The organism is Pseudomonas morbosilactucae (assembly GCF_023241715.1).
Classification (GTDB): Bacteria; Pseudomonadota; Gammaproteobacteria; order Pseudomonadales; family Pseudomonadaceae; genus Aquipseudomonas; species Aquipseudomonas morbosilactucae.
This window is the reverse complement of sequence record NZ_JALQCW010000067.1, coordinates 1-16,597: the sequence shown is the minus strand read 5'-3', so window position 1 is coordinate 16,597 and position 16,597 is coordinate 1. Positions and strand designations below refer to the sequence as shown.

Annotated in this window: 21 protein-coding genes and 1 pseudogene; 11 read left to right on the top strand and 11 right to left on the bottom strand. The window is 61.6% G+C overall.

The genetic code is table 11. The features are described 5' to 3' along the window. Positions 1 to 11: 11 nt before the first annotated feature. The 4 genes from M1B34_RS23675 to M1B34_RS23660 form a co-directional block, all read right to left on the bottom strand. Complete coding sequence (locus tag M1B34_RS23675) at positions 12 to 947, bottom strand: MerR family transcriptional regulator (RefSeq protein ID WP_123337828.1); 936 nt, start codon at positions 945 to 947, stop codon at positions 12 to 14. Positions 948 to 950: 3 nt separating this feature from the next. Next, positions 951 to 1,922, bottom strand: coding sequence for a YbgA family protein (locus M1B34_RS23670; RefSeq protein ID WP_268266361.1), 972 nt, complete (start codon positions 1,920 to 1,922; stop codon positions 951 to 953). A 119-nt stretch (positions 1,923 to 2,041) separates the two neighbouring features. Beyond that, on the bottom strand, positions 2,042 to 2,257 hold the full coding sequence (locus tag M1B34_RS23665; RefSeq protein ID WP_123337825.1) for a TIGR02450 family Trp-rich protein: 216 nt from the start codon (positions 2,255 to 2,257) through the stop codon (positions 2,042 to 2,044). Beyond that, positions 2,254 to 3,240, bottom strand: a complete 987-nt coding sequence (locus M1B34_RS23660; RefSeq protein ID WP_268266360.1) for an NAD(P)/FAD-dependent oxidoreductase — start codon at positions 3,238 to 3,240, stop codon at positions 2,254 to 2,256. The genes M1B34_RS23665 and M1B34_RS23660 overlap by 4 nt, the downstream gene beginning before the upstream one ends. A gap of 195 nt (positions 3,241 to 3,435) precedes the next feature. On the opposite strand from M1B34_RS23660, the gene M1B34_RS23655 reads away from it, so the two are divergent. Both M1B34_RS23655 and hemH read left to right on the top strand, forming a co-directional pair. Then, a complete protein-coding gene (locus M1B34_RS23655; protein ID WP_268266359.1) occupies positions 3,436 to 4,338 on the top strand; it encodes a TIGR01777 family oxidoreductase in 903 nt (300 codons plus the stop codon). Positions 4,339 to 4,351: 13 nt separating this feature from the next. Then, the gene (hemH, locus tag M1B34_RS23650) at positions 4,352 to 5,377 is read left to right on the top strand and encodes a ferrochelatase (protein WP_268266358.1); all 1,026 of its coding nucleotides are present in this window, start codon (positions 4,352 to 4,354) and stop codon (positions 5,375 to 5,377) included. Positions 5,378 to 5,434: 57 nt separating this feature from the next. Here hemH and M1B34_RS23645 read toward each other — a convergent pair whose 3' ends face one another. Together M1B34_RS23645 and upp are read right to left on the bottom strand one after the other, a co-directional pair. After that, a complete protein-coding gene (locus tag M1B34_RS23645) occupies positions 5,435 to 6,709 on the bottom strand; it encodes a uracil-xanthine permease family protein (RefSeq protein ID WP_123337817.1) in 1,275 nt (424 codons plus the stop codon). 2 nt (positions 6,710 to 6,711) lie between these two features. Beyond that, positions 6,712 to 7,350 (bottom strand): uracil phosphoribosyltransferase, encoded by a 639-nt coding sequence (gene upp / locus M1B34_RS23640; protein WP_123337815.1) that lies wholly within the window; start codon positions 7,348 to 7,350, stop codon positions 6,712 to 6,714. A 165-nt stretch (positions 7,351 to 7,515) separates the two neighbouring features. Between upp and M1B34_RS23635 the strand changes: the two genes are divergently transcribed. The 4 genes from M1B34_RS23635 (at position 7,516) to M1B34_RS23620 (ending at position 9,528) form a co-directional block, all read left to right on the top strand. Then, complete coding sequence (locus M1B34_RS23635; protein ID WP_123337961.1) at positions 7,516 to 8,073, top strand: hypoxanthine-guanine phosphoribosyltransferase; 558 nt, start codon at positions 7,516 to 7,518, stop codon at positions 8,071 to 8,073. A gap of 3 nt (positions 8,074 to 8,076) precedes the next feature. Next, on the top strand, positions 8,077 to 8,550 hold the full coding sequence (locus M1B34_RS23630; RefSeq protein WP_123337813.1) for a WbuC family cupin fold metalloprotein: 474 nt from the start codon (positions 8,077 to 8,079) through the stop codon (positions 8,548 to 8,550). A 141-nt stretch (positions 8,551 to 8,691) separates the two neighbouring features. Next, positions 8,692 to 9,177, top strand: a complete 486-nt coding sequence (locus M1B34_RS23625) for a hypothetical protein (RefSeq protein ID WP_268266357.1) — start codon at positions 8,692 to 8,694, stop codon at positions 9,175 to 9,177. Positions 9,178 to 9,240: 63 nt separating this feature from the next. Further along, the gene (locus M1B34_RS23620; RefSeq protein ID WP_123337810.1) at positions 9,241 to 9,528 is read left to right on the top strand and encodes a PA4642 family protein; all 288 of its coding nucleotides are present in this window, start codon (positions 9,241 to 9,243) and stop codon (positions 9,526 to 9,528) included. 160 nt (positions 9,529 to 9,688) lie between these two features. Here the strand turns inward: M1B34_RS23620 and mqo are convergent, their stop codons facing one another. Both mqo and M1B34_RS23610 read right to left on the bottom strand, forming a co-directional pair. Beyond that, positions 9,689 to 11,197, bottom strand: coding sequence for a malate dehydrogenase (quinone) (gene mqo / locus M1B34_RS23615; protein WP_123337809.1), 1,509 nt, complete (start codon positions 11,195 to 11,197; stop codon positions 9,689 to 9,691). 736 nt (positions 11,198 to 11,933) lie between these two features. Next, the gene (locus M1B34_RS23610) at positions 11,934 to 12,167 is read right to left on the bottom strand and encodes a hypothetical protein (RefSeq protein ID WP_123337807.1); all 234 of its coding nucleotides are present in this window, start codon (positions 12,165 to 12,167) and stop codon (positions 11,934 to 11,936) included. A gap of 205 nt (positions 12,168 to 12,372) precedes the next feature. On the opposite strand from M1B34_RS23610, the gene M1B34_RS23605 reads away from it, so the two are divergent. After that, positions 12,373 to 12,957, top strand: a complete 585-nt coding sequence (locus M1B34_RS23605; protein WP_123337805.1) for a YajG family lipoprotein — start codon at positions 12,373 to 12,375, stop codon at positions 12,955 to 12,957. Between the two features lie 86 nt (positions 12,958 to 13,043). Here the strand turns inward: M1B34_RS23605 and M1B34_RS23600 are convergent, their stop codons facing one another. Then, complete coding sequence (locus tag M1B34_RS23600) at positions 13,044 to 13,250, bottom strand: hypothetical protein (protein WP_123337802.1); 207 nt, start codon at positions 13,248 to 13,250, stop codon at positions 13,044 to 13,046. A 192-nt stretch (positions 13,251 to 13,442) separates the two neighbouring features. Here M1B34_RS23600 and M1B34_RS23595 point away from each other — a divergent pair, with 192 nt between their 5' ends. Continuing rightward, the gene (locus tag M1B34_RS23595; protein ID WP_268266356.1) at positions 13,443 to 13,730 is read left to right on the top strand and encodes a hypothetical protein; all 288 of its coding nucleotides are present in this window, start codon (positions 13,443 to 13,445) and stop codon (positions 13,728 to 13,730) included. A 75-nt stretch (positions 13,731 to 13,805) separates the two neighbouring features. Here the strand turns inward: M1B34_RS23595 and M1B34_RS23590 are convergent, their stop codons facing one another. Next, positions 13,806 to 14,969: a 1-acyl-sn-glycerol-3-phosphate acyltransferase gene (locus M1B34_RS23590; protein WP_185039447.1), complete on the bottom strand. Its 1,164-nt coding sequence runs from the start codon at positions 14,967 to 14,969 to the stop codon at positions 13,806 to 13,808. A 144-nt stretch (positions 14,970 to 15,113) separates the two neighbouring features. On the opposite strand from M1B34_RS23590, the gene M1B34_RS23585 reads away from it, so the two are divergent. From M1B34_RS23585 to M1B34_RS23575, 3 genes are read left to right on the top strand one after another with little or no spacing between them, the layout of a single operon-like run. Continuing rightward, complete coding sequence (locus M1B34_RS23585; protein ID WP_268261260.1) at positions 15,114 to 15,296, top strand: CPXCG motif-containing cysteine-rich protein; 183 nt, start codon at positions 15,114 to 15,116, stop codon at positions 15,294 to 15,296. 12 nt (positions 15,297 to 15,308) lie between these two features. Further along, positions 15,309 to 15,569 (top strand): putative signal transducing protein, encoded by a 261-nt coding sequence (locus M1B34_RS23580; RefSeq protein ID WP_123337796.1) that lies wholly within the window; start codon positions 15,309 to 15,311, stop codon positions 15,567 to 15,569. A 36-nt stretch (positions 15,570 to 15,605) separates the two neighbouring features. Continuing rightward, positions 15,606 to 16,226 (top strand): SOS response-associated peptidase, encoded by a 621-nt coding sequence (locus M1B34_RS23575; RefSeq protein ID WP_268266355.1) that lies wholly within the window; start codon positions 15,606 to 15,608, stop codon positions 16,224 to 16,226. A gap of 118 nt (positions 16,227 to 16,344) precedes the next feature. Here the strand turns inward: M1B34_RS23575 and M1B34_RS23570 are convergent. Then, positions 16,345 to 16,597 (bottom strand): annotated as a pseudogene (locus tag M1B34_RS23570) (methyl-accepting chemotaxis protein); the annotation flags it as partial.

The window sequence follows — 16,597 nt, the reverse complement described above, 5'->3', positions numbered from 1 at the left end:
GACGTTCCGCATCAGATAAGTCCTCGTTGAACCAGTGCCTGATGAGCCGAGACGGGGTCTTCGGCCAGGTACAGGTCAGCGATTTCAGTGGTACATACGGCCAACTCGGCGTGATGGATGCACACCGTGGGGCCGACAATGAATTTTGCGCAGGCAATGCCGTTGAGCAGCTTGGGCAACTGGCCCGGGTTCAGGGCCTTGCTGGAGTACAGGAGCACGCCCCGGGCTTGCAGGTGGTCGGCGGCCAGGGCCAGTTCGCCCACGGGCAACGGCCAGTCGAAGACTTCCACCGGACAGTCGGCGCTGCTGATCAGCCAGGCGGTGAGCCAGAGATTGGGCTCCAGGGGCAGGTCCGAGTGGTTGATCAGTAGCAGCGGCGAGCTCTGCAGTTGACGGTTGTTGTGATAGATCCGCGCGCCCAGTTTGCTGCGCAACCAGGAGTAGAAAAACACCTGCTCCATCTGGCTGCCGAACTGGCCTTGCCAGCGCTGCTCCAGCTCCGCCAGCAGTGGCACCATCAACTGTTCGCACAAGGTTCTGGGGGGGTACAGGGCCATGGCCTGGTTAAACGTGTCATCGACCCTGCGTTCCGCCAATTGGCTGATGGCCTGGATCAAGGTCTGGCGCAGCAGGTGCCAGTCGTTCTCGGCCGGTTCGCTGAAGGCAGGGGAGGAACTCAGCAGGTGCTTGACCTGGCTCACCGCCACGCCGCGATTGAGCCAGGTGAGGATGGTGAAAATCTGCTGCACATGCTCGGCCGAGAACAGCCGATGCCCCTTGGGCGTGCGCTGGGGCACGATCAGCCCGTAGCGGCGCTCCCAGGCGCGCAACGTGACGGCGTTGACTCCGGTCTGGCGCGCCACCTCTCGAATCGGCAGCCAGCCCTCTTCCAGGGCCCGGTTGTAATCGGTGCCGGCGTTGTCGTCGTCGACCGTCGTCTGCGTCATGGCTCAGATTCCATTGCGCAGGCTGAGGTTTTCCGGGTGCGGCTGCAGGTACACCTGCTGTGCCACATAGGGATCGGGGTGTTGGCGGAAGTGGTGCTTGAGCAGGGTCAGCGGTACGACGAGAGGCACGATGCCGTGGCGGTACTGGCCGATGATCTGCTGCACTTCCTGCTTGTCTTCGGCGCTGATGACTTGTTTGAGGTAGCCGCTCAGGTGTTGCAGGACGTTGGTGTGGGTGCGGCGCGTGGCGCATTTCTTCAGGGCCGCCATCAGTTCACTGAAATAGCGTGGGCCGATTTCTTTCGGGTCGCCCTTGCCCATGCTGCCCAGCAGATTGCCCAGGGTTTTGTACTGCACCGGGTTATGGGCCATCAGCAGGTATTTGTATCGGGAGTGGAATTCCACCAGGCTGCGGCGGCTGAGGCCTTGCGTCGCCAAGAGGTCCTGCCAGGCGCTGTAGGCGAAGACTCGAGTCAGGAAGTTCTCGCGCAGTACCGGGTCGTTGAGACGCCCGTCTTCCTCCACCGGCAGGTCCGGGTGCAGGTCGCAAAAGGCTTGGGCGTAAATGCCGCGGCCACCGTCATCGCTGGGCATGCCGTTGGCCTGGTAGACCTTGACCCGCTCCAGCCCGCACGACGGCGACTTTTGCATGAAGATGTAGCCGCAGATATCACCCAGCGCCTCGGCCATGCGCCGGCCGTAATCGGCCAGCGGCTCGGTCACGTCCAGGCTGGCGTCTACCGTGCCCACGGCTTGGGGATGCTGCGGGTTGCCCACTAGGCGAATGGGTTGCCTTGGCGTACCCAGGCCGATGGCGGCCTCGGGGCACAGGGGCACGAAATCAAAATGCTCGCTCAGCACCCGGCTGCACAGCCGTGATTCCTTGTGCCCGCCGTTGAAACGGACCTCGATGCCCATCAGGCAAGCGCTGATGGCGATTTTGGGTTTGCCGCCACGGGGTGCGATGTCGGGCATGGGAGGACCTCCAAACGATACCTGTACAAAATAAATATCCTGTACAACTTGGCTCATCATAGGAGTAAGGCTGTACAAGTCAAATATTTTGTATAGGTTTTGTCGGTGGCGGTCCGGGGCTATTTCCAGCCCATCTGCCAGTCCTGATCGTTTTGCAGGGTCTGCCAGGTCAGGCGTTGGCTGCGCTTGCTGAGCACCGCCTGCAACTCGATGTCCAGCACGGTGCCTTCGTCGTCGCAAAACAGTTCGGTGACCAGAAAGTGTTTCTCACGATTTTGCGGGCGGGCTGCTGTCCATTTCGACAGCAGCAACTTGCGCGGGTTGAGGCGGTTCACTGCAGGCTCTCGTGGAGTCGGCGCGCGGCTTCCTGGCCGCTCAGCCAGGCGCCTTCGACGCGGCCGGACAGGCACCAGTCGCCACAGACATAAAGCCCCAGGTCGGCATCCGCCAGGGCGCCCCATTCATGGCTGGTGGCGGGGCGGGCATACAGCCAGCGGTGGGCGAGGCTGAAGGTCGGCGCGGGCATGGCGCTGTGCAGCAACTCGGCGAAGGCACCGTGCAATTGCTCGATCACCGCCTCTTTGGGCAGGTCGATGTGCTGGCGGCTCCAGGTGCTGGTGGCGTGCAGGACCCAGGTGTCCAGCGTGCTGTCGCGCCCGGGTTTGCTGCGGTTGCGGGCCAGCCAGTCCAGGGGGCTGTCTTGCACGAAGCAACCTTCGACGGCGGTCTCAAGGGGCTTGTCGAACGCCAGGGCGACGGCCCAGGTCGGGTCCATTTTCACCCCGGCGGCGACACCTGCGAGCTTCGGTGCGGCGGCCAGCAGCGCGGTGGCCTGGGGCGCCGGCGTGGCGATGACCACATGGCTGAACGGACCGTGGGTGAAGCCTTCGGCGTCCTGCAAATGCCAGTGCCGTTCGCCGCGAAACACCTCGGTAATACGGCAGGCGAAATGCACTTCGGCGTCGCCGAGCAAGGCCCGGGTAATGGCGCTCATACGCGGGCTGCCCACCCAGCGAGTCTGCTCGTCGGGCGAGGGGCTGACTTGGCCACTGTGGGAGTTGTAGAGTTGCGGCGTCCATTCGGCGACCCACCCATTGGCTTGCCAGCGCTGCACTTCATTGACGAAGCGCCGATCACGCGCGGTGAAGTATTGGGCCCCCAGATCCAGCGCACCGGCATCGCTGCGCTTGCTCGACATGCGCCCGCCACTGCCGCGGCTTTTATCGAAGAGTTGTACAACGTGCCCGGTGTCTCGTAGCGCCTGGGCCGCTGAGAGTCCGGCGATGCCGGTACCGATGATTGCGATGGGTACTGTCATAGGGGCCTCGTTTACCTTTCTGTACAGACTACGCCGTCACTAAAACCTGTACAATATTGTTTTTTGGTATAGCTTTTGGCGGTTGTCGGAGGTTCAGGTTGTCTATTGTTAAAAGAGAGCCTGCCCGATTGAAAAGATCCCTGCCTATAAAAATAGACTAGTGATTCAGGTTAAACGCCACGCGAGGAAGAACTCATGCACATATTGCTGACCGGCGGTACTGGTTTGATTGGGCGTGAGCTCTGCCGGTACTGGCTTTCTCAAGGGCATCGGCTGACGGTCTGGAGCCGTCACCCCGAAACTGTCTCTTCGTTATGCGGTGCTCAGGTCCGCGGGATCAAGCAGTTGCAGGAGTTGGGCCAGGAACCTCTGGATGCCGTGGTCAACCTGGCCGGAGCTCCAATTGGTGATCGGCCCTGGACCCACAAGCGCAAGGCGCTGCTCTGGAGCAGTCGTGTCACCCTCACGGAAACCCTGCTGGCCTGGCTGGAAAGCCGCGAACAAAAGCCCGCCGTATTGATCTCGGGATCGGCCGTGGGCTGGTACGGCGACGGCGGTGAGCGCGAACTGACCGAAGACTCGCCACCGGTGAATGAGGATTTCGCCAGCCAGCTGTGCATCGCCTGGGAGGAAACCGCGCAACGCGCTGAAGCCCTGGGCATGCGAGTAGTGTTGGTGCGCACCGGGTTGGTGCTGTCGGCCGAAGGCGGCTTTTTGTCGCGCCTGCTGCTGCCGTTCAAACTGGCCCTGGGCGGCCGCATTGGTAGCGGTCGGCAGTGGATGCCGTGGATTCACATCAAAGACCAAATCGCCCTGATTGATTTTCTCCTGCATCGCAGTGATGCCAGTGGTCCTTATAATGCTTGCGCGCCGAAGCCGGTGCGCAATCGCGAGTTCGCCAAGGCGCTGGGCCGTGTGTTGCACCGGCCCGCCCTGTTGCCGTTGCCGGCGTTTGCCTTGCGCATCGGCCTGGGTGAGCTGTCGCTGTTGCTCCTCGGCGGACAACGGGCATTGCCCGCACGCTTGCAAGCAGCCGGGTTCACTTTCCAGTTCACTGATTTGCCCGCGGCCCTGGACGACCTGTCCAGCCGCCTCTGAAATAGGACGTTGCATGACCGATCACGCGTTGCTCCTGGTCAACCTGGGTTCGCCGGCTTCCACCTCGGTGGCGCATGTGCGCAGCTACCTCAATCAGTTCCTGATGGACCCGTACGTCATCGATTTGCCGTGGCCGGTGCGGCGTCTGCTGGTGTCGCTGATCCTGATCAAGCGCCCTGAGCAGTCGGCCCACGCCTATGCCTCGATCTGGTGGGAAGAGGGCTCGCCACTGGTGGTGCTCAGCCGTCGCCTGCAACAGGTGATGAAGCAGGAATGGCAGCAAGGTCCTGTGGAGTTGGCGATGCGTTACGGCGAGCCTTCCATCGAATCGACCCTAGTGCGCCTGGCCGCTCAAGGGCAGAAAAAAATCACCCTGGCGCCGTTGTATCCGCAGTTTGCCGACAGCACCGTGACCACGGTGATCGAGGAAGCCAAGCGGGTGGTTCGGGAAAAACGTCTCGATGTGCAGTTCTCGATACTGCAGCCCTTCTACGATCAGCCCGAGTACATCGATGCCCTGGTGGCCAGCGCCCGGCCTTATCTTGCCCAGGAGCATGATCACCTGCTGTTGAGCTTTCACGGCTTGCCGGAGCGTCACCTGACCAAGCTCGACCCCACCGGCCAGCATTGCTTCAAAGATGCCGATTGCTGCAAGAATGCGTCACCGGCGGTGTTGGCCACCTGTTATCGCGCCCAGTGCATGCGCACCGCCTCAGCCTTTGCCGAGCGCATGGGCTTGGCGCCAGGCCAGTGGTCGGTGTCGTTCCAGTCCCGTTTGGGCAAGGCGAAATGGATCGAACCCTATACCGAAGCGCGTCTGGATGAGTTGGCCAAGCAAGGGGTGAAAAAGCTGCTGGTGATGTGCCCGGCGTTTGTCGCGGACTGCATCGAGACCCTGGAAGAGATTGGTGATCGCGGGCGTGAACAGTTCCGCGAAGCCGGGGGCGAAGAGTTGGTGCTGGTGCCGTGCCTGAATGATGACCCGCAATGGGCCAAGGCGTTGACGACCTTGTGTGAGCGGGCGCCGTTGGCGCTTTAAGAGCATCGTCAGCACGCCGGGGCCCTTAGGCGCCGGCTTGCTGACGATAGGTTTGGCTTAAATCAGCGGCTCGTCGGCTTTTTTGTTCTTCCAGCCGTCGTTGCCCGGCAGGATCAGGTTCAGCGCGATCGCCACCACGGCGCACAGCGCAATCCCCTTGAGGCCGAAGTCATCCGGGCCGGTGCCGGTGCCTACCAGCACACCGCCAATTCCGAACACCAGGGTCACTGAGACAATCACCAGGTTGCGTGCTTCTCCCAGGTCGATCTTGTGGCGGATCAGGGTGTTCATGCCCACCGCGGCGATCGAGCCGAACAACAGGCAGAGAATCCCGCCCATCACCGGTACTGGAATGCTTTGCAGCAGCGCACCGAACTTGCCGATAAAGGCCAGGGTGATGGCGAACACCGCCGCCCAGGTCATGATTTTCGGGTTGTAGTTCTTGGTCAGCATCACCGCGCCTGTGACTTCGGCGTAGGTGGTGTTGGGCGGGCCACCGAACAGGCCGGCGGCGGTGGTGGCGATGCCGTCACCGAACAGGGTGCGATGCAGGCCGGGCTTCTTCAGGTAGTCGCGACCGGTCACGCTGCCTACGGCAATCACACCACCGATGTGTTCGATGGCCGGAGCCAGGGCCACGGGCACAATGAACAGGATCGCCTGCCAGTTGAACTCCGGTGCGGTGAAGTGGGGCAGGGCCAGCCACGGTGCCGCCGCAATTTTCGCGGTGTCGACCACGCCAAAGTAGAAAGACATGGCAAAGCCCACCAAGACCCCGGAGATGATCGGCACCAGGCGGAAGATGCCCTTGCCGAACACTGCAACGATCAGGGTGGTCAGCAGTGCTGGCATCGAGATCATCATTGCCGTCTGGTAATGAATCAGCTCGCTGCCATCACCGGCCTTGCCCATCGCCATGTTGGCGGCGATCGGTGCCATGGCCAGGCCAATGGAAATGATCACCGGGCCGATGACCACGGGGGGCAGCAAGCGGTCGATAAAACCGGTGCCCTTGATCTTCACCGCGAGGCCGAGAAAGGTGTAGACGAAACCGGCCGCCATCACGCCGCCCATGGTCGCGGCGAGGCCGAACTGGCCCTTGGCGAGAATGATCGGGGTGATGAAGGCAAAGCTCGACGCCAGGAACACCGGCACTTGGCGCCCGGTGACAACCTGGAACAACAGAGTCCCGAGACCCGCCGTGAACAGCGCCACGTTAGGGTCAAGACCGGTAATCAGCGGCATCAACACCAACGCGCCAAAGGCCACGAAGAGCATCTGCGCGCCAGACAGCACCTGGCGCCAGAGCGGATCGTTGAACTCATCCTGCATGGTCAGGCGTCCTTCTGCTTGGTGCCGAAGATCTTGTCGCCGGCATCGCCCAGGCCCGGGATGATGTAGCCGTGTTCATTGAGTTTTTCATCGATGGACGCGGTGTAGATGATCACGTCGGGGTGGGCCTTTTCGACCACGGCGATGCCTTCCGGCGCGGCCACCAGGACCATGGCGCGGATGTCCCGGCAGCCGGCTTTTTTCAGCAGGTCGATGGTCGCGACCATGGAACCGCCGGTGGCCAGCATCGGGTCGATGATCATCGCCAGGCGCTCGTCAATTTCCGGCACCAGCTTTTCCAGGTAGGTGTGGGCTTCGAGGGTTTCCTCGTTGCGGGCCACGCCGACGGCGCTGACCTTGGCCCCCGGGATCAGGCTCAATACGCCTTCAAGCATGCCGATGCCGGCACGCAGGATCGGGACCACGGTGATCTTCTTGCCGGCGATTTTTTCCACCTGGACCGGGCCGCACCAGCCAGGAATTTCGTAGCTTTCCAGGGGCAGGTCTTTGGTGGCTTCGTACGTCAGCAGGGCTCCGACTTCCTGAGCGAGCTCGCGGAAATTCTTCGTGCTGATGTCGGCGCGGCGCATAAGGCCAAGTTTGTGTCGGATCAGCGGGTGGCGGATCTCGCGGATGGGCATAGGGAAAAGCTCCGGCGGCGGGCAAAAAAACCGGCCTAGATTAATCTATCCGGGGTTGTTGTCCTATAGACATGAAGTACGTTAGTCCAGAAAGGCTTGATCTGACCCGGCGGGATGCGTACCTTTGCCCGCTTTTCCGAAACTGCCACCCCCTTGGAGAGCGCCATGTCCGCTGATCTCGAGCATATCCGTCAAATCATGCGAGAGGCTGACTGCCTGTACACCGAAGCTGAAGTCGAGGCGGCCATCGCCCGGGTCGGTGCACACATCAATGAAGAACTGGCTGAGCGCAATCCGGTGGTGTTTTGTGTGATGAACGGCGGCCTGATTTTCGCCGGCAAGCTGCTCACCCACTTGCAGTTCCCGCTGGAAGCCTCCTATTTGCACGCCACCCGTTATCGCAATGAAACCAGCGGCGGCGAGCTGTTCTGGAAGTCCAAGCCGGAAGTCTCCTTTATTGACCGTGACGTGCTGATCATCGACGACATCCTCGACGAAGGTCACACCCTGGGCGCGATCATCGACTTCTGCAAACACGCCGGCGCTCGCGCGGTGCACACCGCAGTGCTGATCGACAAGGACCACGACCGCAAGGCTCGTCCTGACCTGAAGGCCGATTACGTTGGCCTGCCGTGCGTTGACCGCTACATCTTCGGCTATGGCATGGACTACAAAGGTTACTGGCGCAACGCGGCTGGCATCTTCGCCGTCAAAGGCATGTAAGCCATGAGTCAGCCGAGCTTTCTCGACCAATCGCTGTTTGCCGAGTTGGCCGAGAAGGCCGCGGCCAACCCCCGTGGCCGGCAGCACCACAATTTCCACCAGATGGATGAGCCGTGCCATCGCATGGCGGTCGGCCTGCAACCGGCCACCTATATACCGCCACACCGCCACCTGAGTGCTGACAAAGCGGAAACCCTGCTGGTGCTCAAGGGGCGATTGGGCTTGCTGGTGTTTGACGAGGCGGGCCATGTCCTGGCCAAGCGGGTGCTGCAGGCCGGTGGTGAGTGTGTCGGTGTCGATCTGCCGGCCGGGGTGTTCCACGGCCTGGTGGTGCTGGAGGCTGACAGCCTGATGTTCGAGTGCAAGGCCGGCCCCTATCGTCCGGTGGGCGAGGGTGAGCTGGCTGCCTGGGCTCCTCGCGAGGGCGAGCCGGCAGTGGCCGAGTATCACGCCTGGATGCGTGCCCAGTTCGACTGATCCTGCGGCGTGCAGCGTTTCTGCCGTTCGCAGGCACCTGCCCATCTCCGGGGTTGTTTGCATGGCCTACAGGCTCCACCGCTGCATGCAAGGCTGATCAGAAGCCGTGCTAGAGTGATCGGCCCTTGCCTGGAGCCTGTCATGAGCCTGTTGATTCGCAGTAGCGCGGCCCTTCTTTTGACCCTGAGCCTTCCACTGGCGGCAGCCCCGGCGCCGATGCATGCGCAGTTCCTGCCCCCCGATGACCTGACCTTGCGTGACTCCGCGCCGGAGCAGCAGCAACTGCTGCAAGTCACCGAGTACTCGGTGGTGATCGGCAGCCAGCGTCAGTCCAACCAGCAACCCATTCCAGTGACTTCGCCCTTGCTGGTGCGCCTCAAAGGCAAGCCGTTGAACAGGGGGGCGAGCATCAGCCAGGTGTTGGTGAACTTCGACGGCGAAAGCAAAAGCCTGAAAAAGCCGATTTTCGACCCTAAGAGCAAGGCCCTGACCCTGTACTACCCGCTGTCCCAGTACCGGGTGGTGATGGACTTGCTGCGCAACGACACGGTGTATTGCCAGTTCCTCAGCTACGCCAATGGCCATGTCTGGGCCGACTTGCACACCGGCGCCGTACGCTCGCGTTGAGGCCCGGTGCTGCCTGGGGGTAAACTGCCCGCCCCGTGAAATGTCTGCGAGCTGGAGTCGGCAATGCGTAAAGATAAGAAACAACTGATTGGTGACGAGATCGGCGATGGGCAGATCAAGTTGTTCCTCGATTTCGAACCGGTCGACGCGACTTCGCCGTCCCTGCACAAACTGATCAAGGCCTACCGTGGCCTGCGTATCGATGATTTTGAGCGTTTTTTGGTGTTCTTTGTCGAAGCCGGTCACGACCTGGACGGCAAGGACGAGCAAGGCAAGACCTTCGTTGACCTGATCCAGGACCAGCGCAACGCAGCCGAGTACATCGAGCTGATCGAGAAGGCCCGCGGCTGATCGGTGCTCCTGTAGGCGCGGGCTTGCCCGCGAAGGGGCGCGCAGTGTTGCTAGCGGCCCCCTTCATCGTTGTTCGCCGGCCTTGTGTCCCTATAAGAAGCCCATAAAAAAAAACGCCCCGTCCTGCAGCAGGACGGGGCGTTTTTTTATGGGGCGCCGATTACGCGAAGCTTTCGCTTTCCTGGTTGGCCTCGACCAACTCCAGGCTGACGTTGTTCTCGCTGTTGACCTTGCGGTACAGCTCGGCGTCGGTTTCCAGGACCTTTTCCCGAGCCGGGAAGATTTCCTTGAGCTTGGCCGCCCACTCGCCACTGGCCTTGGCTGGGAAGCAGCGTTCGATCAGTTCCAGCATGATCGACACGGTCACCGAAGCGCCCGGGGACGCGCCGAGCAGGGCGGCCAGAGAGCCGTCCTTGGCCGCCACCAGCTCGGTGCCGAACTGCAGCACACCGCCTTTCTTCGGGTCTTTCTTGATGATCTGCACCCGCTGGCCGGCCACTTCCAGGCGCCAGTCTTCGGCTTTCGCCTCCGGGTAGAAGCGGCGCAGGGATTCCAGGCGCTGCTCCATGGATTGCATGACTTCGCTGACCAGGTACTTGGTCAGGTCCATGTTGTCCCGGGCCACGGCCAGCATCGGCCCGATGTTGCCGGCGCGAACCGACAGCGGCAGGTCGAGGAATGAACCGTGTTTGAGGAACTTGGTGGTGAAGCCCGCGTAAGGCCCGAACAGCAGGGATTTCTTGCCATCGACTACACGGGTGTCCAGGTGCGGCACCGACATCGGTGGCGAACCCACGGCGGCTTGGCTGTAGACCTTGGCTTGGTGGTGCTTGACCACTTCCGGGTTGTCGCAACGCAGCCACTGGCCACTGACCGGGAAACCGCCAAAACCTTTGCTCTCTTCGATGCCCGAGGCTTGCAGCAGCGGCAGGGCCGCACCACCGGCGCCGAGGAACACGAACTTGGCGTCGACGTCGCGGCTGGCGCCGTTGTTGACGTCCTTGATGCTCACGGTCCAGCCGTTGGCATTGCGCTTGAGGCCGGTTACGCGCTTGCAGTACTTGACCTGTGCATCGGGGGCGCTGGTCAGGTGCTTGAGCAACTGGTTGGTCAGGGCGCCGAAGTTGACGTCGGTGCCGTTCAAGACGCGGGTGGCGGCGATGGTTTCATCCGCCGGACGGCCCGGCATCATGAGGGGCATCCACTCGGCCATCTTGGCTTTGTCTTCGGTGTATTCCATGTCCGCAAAGGCATGGTGCTGGCTCAGCACGTCAAAACGCTTCTTGAGGAAGGAAACGCCTTTGTCGCCCTGGACGAAACTCAGGTGCGGCACCGGGCTGATAAAGGACTTGGACGAACCGAAGGTGCCTTGCTTGGTCAGGTACGACCAGAACTGCTTCGACACCTCGAACTGGGTGTTGATGTGCACGGCTTTCTTGATGTCGACACTGCCATCGGCGGCCTGTGGTGTGTAGTTCAGCTCACAGAGGCCAGCGTGGCCGGTACCGGCGTTGTTCCACGGGTTGGAACTCTCCGCGGCACCCGAATCCATCAGCTCAACGACTTCCAGCTTGATGCTGGGGTCGAGCTCTTTGAGCAGTACAGCGAGGGTGGCACTCATGATGCCGGCCCCAACCAATACAACGTCTACTGCTTCGTTATGCGCCATTAACGCGTCTCCAAAATCTGCAGCACCAAATTGACGGCATAGCTGCCAGGAGTGACGGGGCGGTTCACGTGATGCCCCAAGTTACCCATGGCCAGGATCACCATGTCCGAATCTTCGCAATTTTTTGCAACTTCTACGGACGCTGCCCACCCGGCCTAAGGTGCGTATGAACGCATCCCGGGGCGCTGGGGGCAATTCGACTTATGGTCGAGGCCTCCGTTCGTGCAACCAAATCCGTCAGCGGACAGGCATCAAGCGCAAGTATCTGAGGAGGGCTCGGTCCTGTGTAATCGGGCTGTTGTAGAGGCTAATGGTGCCAGTTCAGACGCAAAACTATTCATTTGCTCGCCACACTCTTGTGAAGTTGTGAAAACCCGTTTTTTCACGCTCTTTTGAAGACGTGAACCTCAAAAAAGGGCTGCCTCAGCCTGGCACCTGGCCCGAATGGATGACGCCATGCAGGGCATGGGGCACAAACGGGCGAACAGCTTCAGTGTCCGAGCAATGGCAGCTCTGGCAGATTCGCGAAAAGTGGTGGTTTGCAAGGTGCACAGCAAGCACGCAGCTTCACTCGATCTGTGTGGGCGGCTCTCTGTGGGCGGTGCGGGGTGCCAAATACCTGGGTATTGGCGGTGCTGCGAGGCCCGATCAGGAGACGTCCTTATAATCGGGGGGAGATTGTAACGAAGAAATGCGCAGAAATGATCCTGTTTAATGACTTTTATTAGGTGTTTGGTCAGGTGGCCAGCAAGGGTTGTACCCCGGGGCGGGCCAGGCGCGGGCTGACACGGGCGCTGGCGGGCAGCGGCTGGTGCAACCAGTTGAGGCGGATTTCTTCTATCTCTACCCAACCATGGCCCGCAGGTGCCTGGCTGCAATGCTTGAAGGCTTGGCAGCGACCCTGGGCGTCGAGCAGGGCGTAGCTGCGGAATTTGGGCCGAGGGCTGAACAGAGACCAGAGAAAGTGCATGACGATGTACCAGTTGGGGCGAGTAGGGCCAGCATGCATGATCAGCGTTACACCGCTGTGTAATGCCTGTGACGGCGAGGTGACAGGAACCGCGGTGTGCCGTCCCTGTCTGAGCCTTGACTAACTCTTGGCTGACGCTGGTTAGCCGCTGTCGAGCCCCGCTATACTGGCGCCCTGTTTGTGCCTGATTTCTGGAGAAATGAGCATGTTGCAACGCCTGTTGTTCGGTTTGATCACTGTGACCAGCTTGTCCCTGGTTGGCTGCGCCCACAGCCCGCAACAACTCAGCCCTGAACCTAAACTCACGACTCAACTGGCCCCTGTAGGTCACGGTCAGCCGGTGGTGGTGCGGGTCGTGGATGGTCGTCCGTCGCCGACCCTAGGCACTCGCGGTGGCCTGTACCCGGAAACCAGTGCCATCACTGTCCAGGGTGCGCAAATCCTGCCGAAACTGCAGGCCCAGGCTGAAGCCGCAGTCCGCCTGTTGGGCTTTACCCCAACGTCCAACGCCTACAACGCTCCACAACTCACCGTGACCCTGGCCGAACTGAAGTACCAGTCGCCCAAGGAAGGCCTGTATGTGACTGAAGCCACCATTGGCGCGACCTTCCGCTCCGATGTGCAGAACGCCAACCGTCGCTACAGCGGCCGTTATGGCGCGTCGCTGGATCAGCGCTTCGGCATGGCGCCGAACCAGGAAACCAACACCAAGCTGGTGGGCGATGTACTGAGTGACGCCCTGACCCGCCTGTTCAAGGACCCGACCATCGGTCAGATCCTCGGCGAGTAACAGCCCGCCCCGAATCATCGGCGGGCCCAAAAGAAAGCCCGGCTTCATCCCTGAAGCCGGGCTTTTTCATGTTCGCGGGCCGGGGTTCAGGCGGCTTCCACGTAGAAGTCCAGGAAGCTCAGTCCGGTGGCCGGATCGCTTTCCGGCAGGTCCGCATGCTGATGGCCGCCCAGGGCGCAGTACACCAGCCAGTGACGGTCCTGGACGTTGAACGCCAGGGCGCCAATCAAGGCTTCCTGCTCGTCGCTGGGGGAGATCAGGTACAGGCGATCCTGGTTTTCGGCGTGCAGCATGACAAGCTCCATGGACTATCGAGGTGCAACAGACTGGCTTGTTCAGATGACGAATGGATGACAGGGCAATTTAAACCGCCAGTCCCCGTAACTGGTCGGAAAAAACCGGGCAAGGTGTCGGGCTTTGGGTAGAATCCGCGCCGCGCGCTGTCGATCGACGGCCCGCCAGTTCTGTTTGATTCGAGGTTCATGATGTCGCTGCAAGTGCTTTGGTCGTTGTTCAATGCCCACCCCGCCAAACTGATCAACATTCTCGCCCTGCTGTTTGCCTGCCCAGGCGGCTGGGTGCTGCACGCCACCCGTCGTCGTGAGCAACGCGCCATGGCCAGCCTGGCGGCACAAAGCACCCAGCGCGGCGTCGAGCCGCCGCTGCCCATGCTCGACCTGGCGACCGTGCGCATGAATCGGTTTTTCTACCGCTTCGGTTTTGCCTGCCTGGGCCTGGCGCTGCTGGTGTCGTGGATTAGCACGCGTTTCTGAGTCGGCGCGCGGGACGGTTCTGCACCTACAACAACGGCGCCCTGGGGCGCCGTTGCGGTTTTTCTGATCGGTGTTTTACAGCGCCAGCCCGGCCTTGACCCGGTACTGATTGCGCACCGGCGTCGCGTATTGCAGCACCAGGTACGGGCGATGCTCGGGTGGACAGGCGTCCAGCCGGCGCTGCCATTCTTCCTGGGCCTTGGCCAGCTCCTGGGCCGGGAACACGTCCTCGGCCTTGGGCACTTGCAACTGCGGGTCGGCCTCGTTCCACTGGGCATACGCCAGGTAATGCACCGGAAACAGGCGGTAGCCGCCGAGAATCTGCCGGTCCATCTCAATGGCCAATTGCTTGGTGTCTTCAAACAGCTCGCTGATGGGCGGGGCGAAGTTCACATGGACCCGGCCTTTATAGCCCGTGATGCCCTTGGCGATGCTGACGTCGTCCTCGCCCGGCACCTTGGTGTAGCTGCCGGTGGTGGCGCGGATGTAAAGCTCCCGGGCCTTGGCCTGATCGCAGGGGTCGTATTCGTAGCTGATGGACACGGGCGTCAGGTTCAGCGACTGGATCACTTCACCGAACGGCTCGTCCTTGCGGCTCATGTGGAACATCTTGAGGATCGCCGACTCGGTGCGATCGTCGCCGTCCTTGGCCCGGCCTTCGGCCTGGGCGATCCAGATCGACTGGCAGTCGTTACGGATCGAGTGGTTGATGTACGCCGACAGCAGTTGGTAGGCCGCCATCTTCTCGCGCCGACCGGTGATCGAACGGTGCACGATAAAGCTCTTGTTCAGGCGCATCAGGTCGCTGACGAAGGGCTTTTGCAGGAGGTTGTCGCCAATGGCGATGCGCGGCGTGGGCAGGCCGGCGTGATACACCGCGTAGTTGACGAAGGCCGGGTCCATGACGATGTCACGGTGGTTGGCCAGGAACAGGTAGGCAACGCCGGACTTGAACTGCTCGACCCCGGTGTAGGTGACGCCGTCAGTGGCCCGCTCGATGGTGTGGTCGACGTAGAACTCGACCTTGTCCTGCAAGGTCGCCACCGTCGTGACCCCGGCGAACTCACGGCGCAGCCGTTGCGCGATCAGGGGTTTGAGCAGCCAGCCGAACGTGCCGGCAAAACGCGGGAAGCGGAAGTGGGTGAGGATATCTAGAAACGCCTTGTCCCCGAGCAGCCGGGCCAGCACCGCTGGTACTTCGCTGTCGTGGTAAGGTCGGATGGCATCGAATTCGCCCATCATGCTCTCTTGTTGGAAACGGCTAGGGTAAGAAGAAGGTTTGGATCGAAAAATGGCCGGGCACGGTCTGAAAAGTCAGCTCAAACAAAAATAGCCCTGCGAATAGACCGGCGATTATACGCACAAGTCACTCGGGAGACCGCGATGCTGGAAACCGATCACTATCAATGCCCTTACTGCGGTGAAGACGCTGAAGCCGTGCTGGATCTGTCCGGTGGCGACCAGACCTATATCGAAGACTGTCCGGTGTGTTGCCGGCCCATTGTGTTCCACCTGCAAACCGATGGTCAGGAATGGATGCTCGACGTTCACAGTGAAAACGAGTGATGGGGTGGCCCTATGCAGCGCATCTACGAACCGGAAAATCTGATGGAAGGCGAGTTGTTGCAGAGCATGCTGGCCAGTGAGGGCATTGAGGCTCACCTGGTAGGGCGCGATCTGCTGGGGGGCGTTGGCGAGCTGCCGGTGTTCGGTTTGCTGGGGCTGTCGGTGGAAAACGATCAGGCGCAATACGCACGGGAGTTGATCGCCGCGTACAATGCCGCGCTGCCTATGCCCGGCGAAGAGCCGGAAAGCTTTGCCGGCGTGCTGGTCTGTTAGGCTGGCCGCCGATCCTGTCGAGAGTTGTCTTGCCCCATGTGTGGACGTTATGCGCTGTTTCGTTGGAATCCCGCCTTTGCCGCCTTGCCGGGGTTCCCGGCGGACCAGCGGGCGCAGTGGAATATTTCGCCCAATGATTCGGTGCTGATCCTGCGAGCCGAAGGTGACCAGCGCAGCCTGGCCCGGGCTCGCTGGGGGCTGACGCCGCCTTGGCTGACGGACCTGTCGCGCACCCCGGCCCATGCCCGGGCCGAAACCCTGGCCGAGCAGCCGATGTTTCGCCAGGCCTTTCGTGAGCGTCGCTGCCTGCTGCCGGCCAACGGCTTTTATGAATGGCGCGGCACCACCCGCAAGCGGCCCTACTGGCTGACGCCGGGGGAGGGCTCATCGATATTCTTTGCCGCCATCTGGGAGGCGTATCCGGTTCAGGAGCAGGTCTGGCTCAGCACGGCGGTGGTGACCCAGGCGGCGTCGTCCTTGCGTCGGCCGCTGATTCTCGATGCCGAGGGTCAGGCGGCCTGGCTCAATCCCGAGACCCCGCTGCACACCCTGCAAGCCCTGCTGGCCAGCGAGCCCGCGCCCTTGCGTGAGCGGGTCCTGGCCAACCTGGTCAACGACCCCAAACTCAATGGCCCTGAATGCCTGACCCCCGCCTAACCCCACCTCGCGCCCTGTAGGCGCTGGCTTGCCAGCGATACGCCCGCACGTCTTCAACACCATTCGCGCGGGCGCTTGAGATGGCTTCGCCGGCAAGCCGGCTCCTACAAAGAGGCGTTCAGACCCGGAACTGGTTGATCAGGCGCCGCTGTTGTTCGGCCAGTTTGGTCAGGCCAGCGCTGGCGGCGCTGGATTCATCGGCGCCACCGGCCATTTCATTGGCCACCTGGCCGATGTTGATGACATTGCGATTGATGTCCTCGGCCACCGCACTCTGTTCCTCGGCGGCGCTGGCGATCTGGGTGTTCATGTCGTTGATCACCGACACCGCCTGGGTGATGCTTTCCAGGGCTTGGGCGGCCTGGGTTGCA

What these genes read in the sequence shown, in the direction of transcription:
- M1B34_RS23595 (WP_268266356.1), top strand. Translation starts at nt 13,443, where the DNA reads ATGTCGCTGCAAGTGCTTTGGTCGTTGTTCAATGCCCACCCCGCCAAA.
- M1B34_RS23610 (WP_123337807.1), bottom strand. Translation starts at nt 12,167, where the DNA reads ATGCACTTTCTCTGGTCTCTGTTCAGCCCTCGGCCCAAATTCCGCAGC.
- mqo (WP_123337809.1), bottom strand. Translation starts at nt 11,197, where the DNA reads ATGGCGCATAACGAAGCAGTAGACGTTGTATTGGTTGGGGCCGGCATC.
- M1B34_RS23670 (WP_268266361.1), bottom strand. Translation starts at nt 1,922, where the DNA reads ATGCCCGACATCGCACCCCGTGGCGGCAAACCCAAAATCGCCATCAGC.
- M1B34_RS23575 (WP_268266355.1), top strand. Translation starts at nt 15,606, where the DNA reads ATGTGTGGACGTTATGCGCTGTTTCGTTGGAATCCCGCCTTTGCCGCC.
- M1B34_RS23605 (WP_123337805.1), top strand. Translation starts at nt 12,373, where the DNA reads ATGTTGCAACGCCTGTTGTTCGGTTTGATCACTGTGACCAGCTTGTCC.
- M1B34_RS23580 (WP_123337796.1), top strand. Translation starts at nt 15,309, where the DNA reads ATGCAGCGCATCTACGAACCGGAAAATCTGATGGAAGGCGAGTTGTTG.
- M1B34_RS23585 (WP_268261260.1), top strand. Translation starts at nt 15,114, where the DNA reads ATGCTGGAAACCGATCACTATCAATGCCCTTACTGCGGTGAAGACGCT.
- M1B34_RS23590 (WP_185039447.1), bottom strand. Translation starts at nt 14,969, where the DNA reads ATGGGCGAATTCGATGCCATCCGACCTTACCACGACAGCGAAGTACCA.
- upp (WP_123337815.1), bottom strand. Translation starts at nt 7,350, where the DNA reads ATGCCCATCCGCGAGATCCGCCACCCGCTGATCCGACACAAACTTGGC.
- M1B34_RS23655 (WP_268266359.1), top strand. Translation starts at nt 3,436, where the DNA reads ATGCACATATTGCTGACCGGCGGTACTGGTTTGATTGGGCGTGAGCTC.
- M1B34_RS23620 (WP_123337810.1), top strand. Translation starts at nt 9,241, where the DNA reads ATGCGTAAAGATAAGAAACAACTGATTGGTGACGAGATCGGCGATGGG.
- hemH (WP_268266358.1), top strand. Translation starts at nt 4,352, where the DNA reads ATGACCGATCACGCGTTGCTCCTGGTCAACCTGGGTTCGCCGGCTTCC.
- M1B34_RS23630 (WP_123337813.1), top strand. Translation starts at nt 8,077, where the DNA reads ATGAGTCAGCCGAGCTTTCTCGACCAATCGCTGTTTGCCGAGTTGGCC.
- M1B34_RS23645 (WP_123337817.1), bottom strand. Translation starts at nt 6,709, where the DNA reads ATGCAGGATGAGTTCAACGATCCGCTCTGGCGCCAGGTGCTGTCTGGC.
- M1B34_RS23675 (WP_123337828.1), bottom strand. Translation starts at nt 947, where the DNA reads ATGACGCAGACGACGGTCGACGACGACAACGCCGGCACCGATTACAAC.
- M1B34_RS23635 (WP_123337961.1), top strand. Translation starts at nt 7,516, where the DNA reads ATGTCCGCTGATCTCGAGCATATCCGTCAAATCATGCGAGAGGCTGAC.
- M1B34_RS23660 (WP_268266360.1), bottom strand. Translation starts at nt 3,240, where the DNA reads ATGACAGTACCCATCGCAATCATCGGTACCGGCATCGCCGGACTCTCA.
- M1B34_RS23625 (WP_268266357.1), top strand. Translation starts at nt 8,692, where the DNA reads ATGAGCCTGTTGATTCGCAGTAGCGCGGCCCTTCTTTTGACCCTGAGC.
- M1B34_RS23600 (WP_123337802.1), bottom strand. Translation starts at nt 13,250, where the DNA reads ATGCTGCACGCCGAAAACCAGGATCGCCTGTACCTGATCTCCCCCAGC.